Annotated in this window: 7 protein-coding genes; 3 read left to right on the top strand and 4 right to left on the bottom strand. The window is 59.3% G+C overall.

What is annotated here, in order from left to right; genetic code table 11:
• Window positions 1-797 precede the first annotated feature (797 nt).
• Both FIV38_RS18600 and FIV38_RS18595 read right to left on the bottom strand, forming a co-directional pair.
• A complete protein-coding gene (locus FIV38_RS18600) occupies window positions 798-1,748 on the bottom strand; it encodes an alpha-E domain-containing protein (RefSeq protein ID WP_092236664.1) in 951 nt (316 codons plus the stop codon).
• Between the two features lie 2 nt (window positions 1,749-1,750).
• Window positions 1,751-3,160, bottom strand: coding sequence for a circularly permuted type 2 ATP-grasp protein (locus tag FIV38_RS18595; protein WP_092236667.1), 1,410 nt, complete (start codon window positions 3,158-3,160; stop codon window positions 1,751-1,753).
• A gap of 374 nt (window positions 3,161-3,534) precedes the next feature.
• Between FIV38_RS18595 and FIV38_RS18590 the strand changes: the two genes are divergently transcribed.
• From FIV38_RS18590 to FIV38_RS30720, 3 genes are all read left to right on the top strand, one after another.
• Entirely contained in the window at window positions 3,535-4,080 is a 546-nt protein-coding gene (locus FIV38_RS18590; protein ID WP_029299945.1) for a hypothetical protein, read from the top strand.
• Between the two features lie 85 nt (window positions 4,081-4,165).
• A complete protein-coding gene (locus FIV38_RS18585) occupies window positions 4,166-4,384 on the top strand; it encodes a hypothetical protein (RefSeq protein ID WP_092236669.1) in 219 nt (72 codons plus the stop codon).
• A 4-nt stretch (window positions 4,385-4,388) separates the two neighbouring features.
• The gene (locus FIV38_RS30720) at window positions 4,389-4,520 is read left to right on the top strand and encodes a hypothetical protein (protein WP_256679293.1); all 132 of its coding nucleotides are present in this window, start codon (window positions 4,389-4,391) and stop codon (window positions 4,518-4,520) included.
• Window positions 4,521-4,522: 2 nt separating this feature from the next.
• Here FIV38_RS30720 and FIV38_RS18580 read toward each other — a convergent pair whose 3' ends face one another.
• Complete coding sequence (locus FIV38_RS18580; protein WP_159439628.1) at window positions 4,523-5,752, bottom strand: alpha/beta hydrolase; 1,230 nt, start codon at window positions 5,750-5,752, stop codon at window positions 4,523-4,525.
• Window positions 5,745-9,626 (bottom strand): CHAT domain-containing protein, encoded by a 3,882-nt coding sequence (locus tag FIV38_RS18575; protein ID WP_159439629.1) that lies wholly within the window; start codon window positions 9,624-9,626, stop codon window positions 5,745-5,747. Before FIV38_RS18575 ends, FIV38_RS18580 begins: the two co-directional genes overlap by 8 nt.
• Between the last annotated feature and the right edge of the window lie 86 nt (window positions 9,627-9,712).

Here is a 9,712-nt window from a genome sequence, read left to right as displayed (position 1 = left end):
GCTGCTCACTTTTGAACAGCGCAAAAGTAAGCAAAACGCTCTTGCCCCACCACTTGGTGCCTCGCCTAGGCTCGGCATGCCCGCAGTCAGGCATTGCTCCGTGGGCCCGCCGCGATCGGCCATCCATGGCCGTGTCGCGGCTACCCCGGCATCCTGCCGGGGTGCCCACTGCGCAATACCTGCCTGCGGCCAGCGTGATTTGATGGGGCGCCTAAGATCAAAAGCCAGATCAAAAGCTGAGCAACAGCAACAGCAACAGCAACGCCAGAGCGCGGAGCTGCTTTCCCCTGTGGGAGCGGGCTTGCTCGCGAATGCGGAGTGTCAGTCAATACATTTATCAACTGACAGACTGCATTCGCGAGCAAGCCCGCTCCCACAAGGATACGCGCACGCTTCGACGATCAGGTCGGCTGTCAGGCCGCCTCGTTTTGCTTGTGATTTTGATCTTAGGCGCCCCATCAAACCACGCTGGCCGTAATCCGATATTGATTTGGGGGGTAAACCGGCAGGACGCCGGTTTAGCCGCGCTGGGCCATGGATGGCCCATCGCGGCGGCCCCCCAAATCAATGTCGGATTACGGGCACACCGAGCCTAGGCGAGGTGCCGAGTGGTGGGGCAAGAGCCCTTTTGGTTACTTTTGGGGCTCTTTTCCAAAAGTGACCCGCCGTAAGGGCGGAACCCTAAGTGGCCGTGACCGCAGCAACGGATATGTACCCAACCCCAAAAACCACCAAAGAGTTGTGTAGATACTCATGGCCATCGCAGGCAAGCCCGCTCCTACAAGGCGAAGCGATGCCTACACCACTTCCAGGTACGAACTGTGGATGGCCCGCGCCAGTTCGCGCACGGTGTCGATAAACTCCGTCAACCGGGTGTGCAGGCCTTCTTCGAGGATCTCGTCGATACCGGTGTAACGCAGCCGCGCCTCGAATTCGGCAGCCAGGCGCTGGGCCGTGCGGCCGTAGCTACCTGGCAGGTCGGCGAGGATATGGCTCAACTCTTCGATACACGCATGCAACGAGCGCGGTACATCACTGCGTAGCAGCAGCAACTCCGACACCGAACGCGCATTCAGCGCATTGGGGTACAGCTCGGTGTAGGCCTCGAATGACGACAAGGCACGGAGCAGGGCGCTCCACTGGTAGTAGCCGCGGGCGGACAGGTCGCTGACTTCCTCGGACTCTTCGCCAAACATCTCGTAGCGCGCATCCAGCAGGCGCAAGGTGTTGTCGGCGCGCTCGACAAAGGTGCCCAGGCGGATAAAACGATAGGCGTCGTTGCGCATGATGGTGCCGGAGGTGGCTCCACGGAACAGGTGCGAGCGCTGCTTGACCCAGTCGCAGAAATGGCTGATGCCATGGCGTGCCAGGCCACCGGCGGCGATGCTGCGCATTTCCAGCCAGGTGGCGTTGAGGTTTTCCCACATGTCGGCGGTGATCCGCCCACGCACCGCATGGGCATTGCCCCGGGCAGCGCGCAGGCAGTTGTAGATACTGGCCGGGTTTTCTTCGTCGAGGGCGAAGAAGTGCAGCATGCGCTCGGCGTCCAGCTGTTGATGGCGTTCCAGATAGCTGTCCAGGGTGCCGCTGCTGAGCAGCGACATCGCCAGTTCGTCCAGGCCATCACTGCGTCCGGCCTGGGGCATCAACGACAGCGAATAGCTGACCTCCAGCATGCGCGCCAGGTTTTCCGCGCGTTCCAGGTAGCGCGACATCCAGTACAGATCTGCGGCGGTTCTACTCAGCATACTCAGCCCTCCACCACCCAGGTGTCCTTGGTTCCGCCGCCTTGCGACGAGTTGACGATCAATGAGCCTTCGCGCAGCGCCACCCGAGTCAGCCCACCCGGCACCAGGCGGGTCTCCTTGCCCGACAGCACAAAGGGCCGCAGGTCGATATGCCGTGGCGCGATGCCGTTTTCGACAAAAGTCGGGCAGGTGGACAGGCTCAAGGTCGGCTGGGCGATATAGGCGTGGGGCCGGGCCTTGATGCGTTGGCGGAAGTCCTCGATCTCGGCGGCCGAGGCGGCCGGGCCCACCAGCATGCCGTAGCCGCCGGAGCCCTGGGTTTCCTTGACCACCAGTTCGGGCAAGTGCGCCAGTACGTGGGACAGCTCAGCGGGGTTGCGGCACTGGAAGGTCGGTACGTTCTGCAGCACCGGTTCTTCATCCAGATAAAAGCGGATCATCGCCGGCACGTAGGGGTAGATGGATTTGTCGTCGGCCACGCCAGTGCCGATGGCATTGGCCAGCACCACGTTGCCAGCGCAGTAGGCCGCTACCAGGCCGGGAACGCCGAGCATGGATTCCGGGTTGAAGGCCAGCGGATCAAGGAAGGCATCGTCGATGCGCCGGTAGATCACATCCACTGCTTTGGGGCCGTCGGTGGTGCGCATGAACACCTTGAGGTCGTGCACGAACAGGTCGGCGCCTTCTACCAGCTCCACCCCCATTTCTCGGGCGAGGAACGCGTGCTCGAAGAACGCACTGTTAAAGCGCCCCGGGGTCAGCACCACGACATTGGGGTTGTCCAGGCGACTGGCGCTTTTCAGGGTCTTGAGCAGCAGGTTGGGGTAGTGATCCACTGGTGCGATGCGCTGCTTGGCAAACACTTCAGGGAACAGGCGCATCATCATTTTGCGGTCTTCGAGCATATAGCTCACACCGCTGGGTGTGCGCAAATTGTCTTCGAGCACGTAGTAGGTGCCGTCGCCATCGCGCACCAGGTCGACACCGGAGATGTGGGAATAGATACCGCGATGCAGGTCCAGGCCGACCATGGCTTTTTGATAGCCTTCATTGCCCAGCACCTGCTCGGCCGGAATGATCCCGGCCTTGATAATGCGCTGGTCGTGGTAGATATCGGCGAGGAACATGTTTAGCGCATTGACCCGCTGGATACAGCCGCGCTCGATCACGCTCCACTCACTGGCGGGGATGCTGCGCGGGATGATATCGAAGGGAATCAGGCGTTCGGTGTCTTGCTCGTCACCGTACAGGGTGAAGGTGATCCCGGCGCGGTGGAACAGCAGGTCGGCCTCGCGACGGCGTTGGGCCAGCAGTTCCGGCGGTGTGTTGGCCAGCCAGCGGGAAAAATCCTGATAGTGCGTACGGCACACGCCATTTGCGTCATTCATTTCATCAAAGAAAGATCGAGCCATTCCAATTACCTTGTCAGTGCCGGGTGAAACGTTGCAGGCACTGCCGCTTTAGAAAACGCATTGTTATGAGCCCGTGGCTTTTGGCGCCAACGGACCTTGTCCTTACTTTCTTTTGGAGTCGGCTCTGAGTCGGGGGGTAACGTTTGCTCCTGTGTTCACCTGGGCAGGCAGGGGATTTAAGGAGTAAAGCAATGGCTGTGCCGAAACTGCGTTTATAGGGATTACACAGTGTGTAAGCCCGTTATCGGAGCGGCCTGCGCAAGTGCAGTGCGCCCCAGGCATATGCCATGCTCCATAACGGTGCAGGCAATTGACCTGAACTTCGGGCATCACCGGTTCTTCTAACGGGATTACGCACCTAAGGATCACCGATCGTGCCCCGGATCATTTCCCCCCATAGCCCCGAATCGGCGCTGACTGACCATACCGAACACAATGCCAAGATCTTTGGCTCGCCCAAGGATCGCCTGGATTTCTATCGCCGGGAAATCCAATACGAAACCACCATCCTTGCCAACCGCACCGATGCTTACCTCACCGCGCAGTCGTTCCTGGTGATTGCCTTTGTGTCCTGCATGGGCAACCTCAACCCCGAGTGGGGCAAGCTGTTCACCCTGGTGGTGCCGCTGCTGCTGTCGATGCTCGGCGTGTTCAGCTCGCTCAACGCCTGGCCCGGCATACGTGCGGCCTACGACATCATTGACCACTGGCACTTCAAGCAGAGCGAGTTGTTGCGCAGCGAACCGGTGATGGGCATGGCCTACGATGAGTCGCCGCTGTTCTGCGAGACCGAGTCGTCGCACAAGGGCTATCGCAAGTCATTGCTGTTTTCGGTGCGTACGCCGTGGTTGTTCACGGTGTTCTGGATGCTGCTGGCGGCGTTTGCGTTTTATATCCAGGTGGATAATCCGGGGTCGTGACCATTGATCAGCGCGGCTCGTTTGAACTGAACTTCACCCATCTCCGTGGCGCCTTAACTGTACATCTGCTTGGTAGGAGGTCCCCATGAGCGCGAATCACAGTCAAGACCCGCAAGTCAGTGGCAGGAATGATCCGGCCATCGATGACAACACGCATAAAATACCCGCTCCCGGTACGGGCCCCAAGGATCCGCAACCCGCGACTGATGAAGTCGCCAAGGACAACGAGTACAGCCCAGACTTCAAGCCCGAGCGCGAGCCCAAGCCAGAAACGGACGCTGACATTGATACCCCGGGCGGCTAGGGCGATGCATACCCCAGCCGAAGAGGAGCCGATCAATGATCCGGGCAATGAAGACCCGGGATCGTTGATGGATGATGCCCAGGTGCCGCTGATCGAGCAGGATGATTTGGCCGAAGAAGGCGTTGCTGATGCTTAGCGTCAGCGGCGGAACGTCCAGTACGTCTGGCCCTCGGACTGCCCGGGGAAAACGCGTTGCCTGTCGCCGGGAGGGGCGTTATTGCGGATCAGGCTATAGATATCACTGAGCAGGGCATCGGCCTGGGCGAAATAGCCATGACCGAGCATGTCTACGTCAAAGTCCGGCACGGCGACCGTGTCAATATTTGCCGCGACGGTGTAGGGAGTGAAGTAGCCGGCGCGGGGTGAATCGTGGAACTTGGCCGAAAGGTGTACAGCCTGGTCCGCATCCGAGGCATACAAGGTGACGCGTTCGGCATAGGCGCCGTACAGGGACGATAAGTCGAGGAACAGGTCGCGATCCACATCGGGGGCGGCCAGCAATATCTGGCCGAATTGCACGGTAGCACGGGTCTGCGCATTGCCGGCAATGCGCTGCAATGCGCGTAACAACCCACGATTGCCCATGCTGTGGGCGATGATATGGACTTTGTCGGCGCCACACTCTTGGGAGAATCTCACCAAAAAGTCTGTGATTGCCGCTTCACTGGCTTCGATGCTGGCCTCGTCGACGGTGTAGGCCATGGCCGAGCCCCGGGAGGGCCAACTGAAAAATGCCGTCGCGCCACTGATATTGAGGTCGACCCCCAGTTGTGCGGCGCGGATGGCGGCTTGTTCGAAGCTGGTGTTGTAGCCGTGCAGAAACACCAAGGCATGGGGCGCATCGCCGTTATCCCGGGCGGCTTGCATTTCATCGCGCAATTGGCTGAAGAACGTGCCCTGGTCCAGAGCGTCAGTCGACTGCAAGCGCAAGCGATCGTCACGTAAATCAAAGCGCCGCATACGCTGCCAGAGACTGGAGCCGGTCTCGCCGAAACGGTGGGCTTGGGGCACGTACACCAGTGCCCTGCCATAGGTCACTTGGGGGTGACGCTGACCACTGAAACCATCGCCCAAAGGTTGGCGGTTGGTTCCATACCAGACGGGATAGACCAGGTCTGCGGCGCCGCTGCGCTGTTGTTGCAAGTCGTTGAAGGTCAGCGCCGTGGGGATCTGGCCAGGCTGTTCTAACTCGTTGAGCAACGCACGCACTTGGCGCTCGATCGCGGCGCAATCGGCGGTTTCCTGCAACAAGCGTTGCTGGATTTGACGGGACAGTTCCTGGGCGCGCTCGCTATTGCCGGATCGAACCGCTTGCTGGAGGGCTGCGAGCAGTTCGGCCACGGGCAAAGCAGGTAAGGTATCAGGCATCAACGGAAGGCTCAGAAGGTGGTTGATTGGAGAGTGCCGTGTGTAACGCTTGAACCAGGGCATCTATTCGGGCTTGCAGGTCATCGAAGTCGACCTGACGTGCCTCCAGCCAGAGGCTCAGCGCGCAAAATCCGGGGGCTTTCACCAGTTCGGCGACAGTCGGCGCAGTGACGCTTGTGCCGGTATCCTTGGCGCGCAGACAGTCATAGGTATAACCGCGCATGACATCCGAAAAATCCTGCCCCATCCCGGCCTCCACGCAGTAAATGATGCCGGCCATGCGATGAAGTGCCTGGATCTGCAAATCCGCAGATCTCCCCTGGTGGGAAAGATAACTGGCCAGATTGCTATGGGATGCCGCACGGGTGCGTGGGTCTGGACCTTGTTCATGCAGAACCAACGCCCGCCTTTCCAGGGTGATGGCCTGCTTCAACTCGCCTTGATTTGCAGCCAGGTTAGCAAGCGCGGTCAGGGTTCTGGCTCGCATCCTTGGCACGTTATGGAAAATCTGGTTGCACTGTTCCAGCTCGGCCCGCGCCTCATCCAGGTGCTCAGGAAGGTGCATCAGCACGGTGGCCCTGTCGAACCGGGTTTCGGCGATATCCTCCAGTGAGCGCGACACTGACTTTTCGATCTCAAGCACCTTGTCTGCTTTTAACAGGGCTTTAGGCCAGTCCCGTTTTTGCACGTCGATACGAAGGGAGATATGCAACGCACCGATGATCGCTCGGGTCAGCATCTCGCTGCTGGGCGCCTCAGGCACTGGTAGACCGGCACTGTAGCAGTCCCACCACTGCATCAAACGCTCAAGCCGCTCTGTCACCTGATGTTCCGCTTCTTCGATGCCGCCGCTCCTGATATCCAGGTTCAACATCTGCAATTCATTGATCAGCAAGTGAATGGGCGGACGACTGCCATGTTTTTCAGCTTCGCTACTTTCGACATAACACTTGCGGGCGTTCACGAAATTACCCTGTATGGAGTACACAATTGCCCAGTTACTACAAATGACAGCGAGCTTGCCCCAGGCCTCATGAGTGTCTCCTTCGCCGTTTTCAGTGGCTGCCCGGGCTAGGATGGCCGCCTGATGATAGGCCTGCGAACTGGCTTCCAAGCTGCCGGCGGCAGATAGGGCATCGCCCAGGCAGTTCAGGAAAAACAGGCGCTGGCTGTCTTCCTGCACCGATTGTGCAGCGGTTTGCAGATGGGGAATCAACGTTTCAACCATGCCGGGCCCCAGGGCGCTGGTGACTAGGCTGCTGAGGAAATACTCCATTTGGTCCCACGCCTGCCCCTGGACGCAGTAAATCAGGGCCTGGCTGCCGGCCTGCAGCGCGGCATCCATGTCCTTGTGGCGCATCGCCAGAAAGTAGTCTTTGAGGAACTGGCCGTAGGCACGCCGGATAACATTCTCGTTCAACACTCCACGATCTTCGACAGCATGCTCCATCCACGCTTGAATACGTTCGCGAACCACCTCATGGCAAGTCAGGTGGGGCATCGGGGGGACGCACGTATGATTATCCTCGTTGACCAGCCCAACGCTGACCAGCGTGCGCAGCAATGCGCCCATTTCAGGCAACTTCAGTGCTGCGTTGACCGACTCCAATAACGCCAGGGTAATGACTTCATTGGCCAGGGAAATCACCCATAGCAATTGGCGCCGATCAACACTCAGATGCTGGATGAACTGGTCCAGTGATACGGCAAGGGCATTATCAAGGTAAACCCGTTCGTCCCTGTGATAGGGGGTGGTTGCAAAGAGATCCGGAAGTGCCGAGAAGTTTCCGGTTCTCTCCAGTGTTTCCAATGCGCTCAGCAGCTGACCATGAAATGCAGGGTCCGCAGCCAAACGCGTAAAGCGATCCATCAACAACGGGTGAAAGCGGCTGGCGTTGAGCAATCGCATGGCCAATGAGCTGATGGCCTCATCGCTGCTGTTCGCCATATGACTCAGTACCGGATGAGCGCGCAGGTACAATGCCGCCTCGCGGGCGGGTAATGGACCCAGCAACACCGAGAATGCAGTGGCGCTTGCCAAGGCTTTCAACGGCAAGCGGGAGGTGATTAATACCCGTGAGCGTGAGCCTTGCAGGCCAATCGACAGCGCCGCGAGGCAGGTGTCCCAGCTCGGATCCTGGCTGGACCAGAAGGGTTGCCCGTCGACAGGCTCGGATGTCGGCTTGAGGTTCGTCTCAAAGTTATCCAGAACCAGCAGGATTGCCTCGTGTTGCAGGGCCCTGATCAAATTGTGGATTAGCCGTTGAGTCCGCTCGGCGCCGGTGAATGTCGGTGTTGCCTCGCGATAGATCCTGTCTGCAGGACATTGCTGGACATGTGCGTTGTAGATGCCCAACTCGGCGTCCAATTTGCGATGGATATCCAGCAATGTGGCCTCAAACACCAGTGCCGAGGGTTTGCACTGGTATAGCAGGACCCATTTAAAACGATCAGCCCACAATTCGAGAGCTTCGGCCACCAGAGCGGTTTTGCCCATGCCACCCAAACCGGTGATTATCGCCACCGGTGTGACTTCGGGACCCTCACGCGAACCAATAAAGTCGGCGCCCAGGTCTGCCAGTTCCCACGTCCGACCGACAAAGTGCTCATGACTGACGCTGGTCAGCTCGGCAATCTGGTGTAGGCGGTTACTTTGGGCGAAGGTGCCGGGGCTCGGCCCCGCGGCCAACACAAGTCCGGGTTGTTCGGCACCATACAGTACCGCTGTGGCGTGATCGCCGATGGCAAAACCCAATGTGTTGGTGCGATTGGCCAGCTCCTTTCGCGCCTGATTGAGTGCCGCTGCCGCGTCCTTCGCAGATACGTCGGCCAACAGGCCGCGGTAGAACCTGATTGCCAGCTCACGCGCGTAGTCATCGTTTACCGCGAAGCGCATGGCAACTACCGAAGGTATACCGCCTTTGAGTAGCGCATACGCGATGCCGCACGCCCCTGGCGAATTGTCAGCGCTGGCTTTGATTGGTCGATCATGGCCTTGGGCGATGCTAAAAAAGTCACGCCAGTCACGGGGTTGCAAGCTGTCCCCGGACTGGCACGCGCCTAGAAACACGAGCCTGGGCAAGAAACCTCCAGCGTCGTTGAACAGCCGCACCAACTCATCGCCACTGATGCTGTTCTTGGCGCCGCCAGGGCTGGCAAGATCCAACTGGTTGAGCGTGCCGTGGCCACTCCAGTGAACAATATGGTAGCCACTGTGTTCCTGGATCTGGTCGACCAACCGTTGGCGCGTGACACCGTGGGTCAGGAAATGCGCAACGACACGCCGTTTAGGATAGATTTTCTGTTTGAACATCCGCAGCAGTTCACGTCTTTCCATGCGCGCGCCCAGTGGTTGCGAACCACGGGACTGGGCAAAAATGAACAACACGCGCAAGGCTTCGTCGGCTCGCAATGTAAGCGGTGGAGAGGGCGCGAGTGCCGTGGCGTAGGTGACGCGCACCAGCAAGTTGCGCTCCCCCAAGGGCGCCGATTGTTCATCCTGCCGGGCAATTTCCCACGCGACACGGGCCATGGCGGCAGCCAGGCTGTCCTGCTCCCCGGTGACGGTCGGCAAGTGCACGCACAGCGTACGTTGATGGTGCCCTTGCTGCAGTTCCTGGAAAATCTGCGGGCCGAGCAGGTGATGTGCGATAGCCACGCCAAGCTCGGCCATCGCCTTGGGTTGCTCGCTGGTAGACACGTACCGATCGAGGTAATCACGCAGGTCGAATATGCCCCGCTTGAGACTGGCGTCCAACGTGCGCAGATCGGCCTGGTGGTAGGCCAAATGGCCTGCGTGCTCGTTCTGGAGACGGAAGTCAACGACGTCCTTTACGGGGGTGGTGCTGATGAAAAGATTAAATTGACTAAGCAAACCGATCATCCGTGAAAAGGATTTAAGCGTAATCGCAACATGATGGCACAGCTGGCGCGGCCATCGTAGTGCAAATCAGCGGCGGC

Source organism: Pseudomonas proteolytica (assembly GCF_007858275.1).
Lineage (GTDB): Bacteria > Pseudomonadota > Gammaproteobacteria > Pseudomonadales > Pseudomonadaceae > Aquipseudomonas > Aquipseudomonas proteolytica.
This window is presented reverse-complemented; position numbering and strand designations above follow the sequence as displayed.

Coding starts and splice junctions, on each gene's coding strand:
- FIV38_RS18600 (WP_092236664.1), bottom strand. CDS start 1,748: ATGCTGAGTAGAACCGCCGCAGATCTGTACTGGATGTCGCGCTACCTG.
- FIV38_RS18595 (WP_092236667.1), bottom strand. CDS start 3,160: ATGGCTCGATCTTTCTTTGATGAAATGAATGACGCAAATGGCGTGTGC.
- FIV38_RS18585 (WP_092236669.1), top strand. CDS start 4,166: ATGAGCGCGAATCACAGTCAAGACCCGCAAGTCAGTGGCAGGAATGAT.
- FIV38_RS30720 (WP_256679293.1), top strand. CDS start 4,389: ATGCATACCCCAGCCGAAGAGGAGCCGATCAATGATCCGGGCAATGAA.
- FIV38_RS18580 (WP_159439628.1), bottom strand. CDS start 5,752: ATGCCTGATACCTTACCTGCTTTGCCCGTGGCCGAACTGCTCGCAGCC.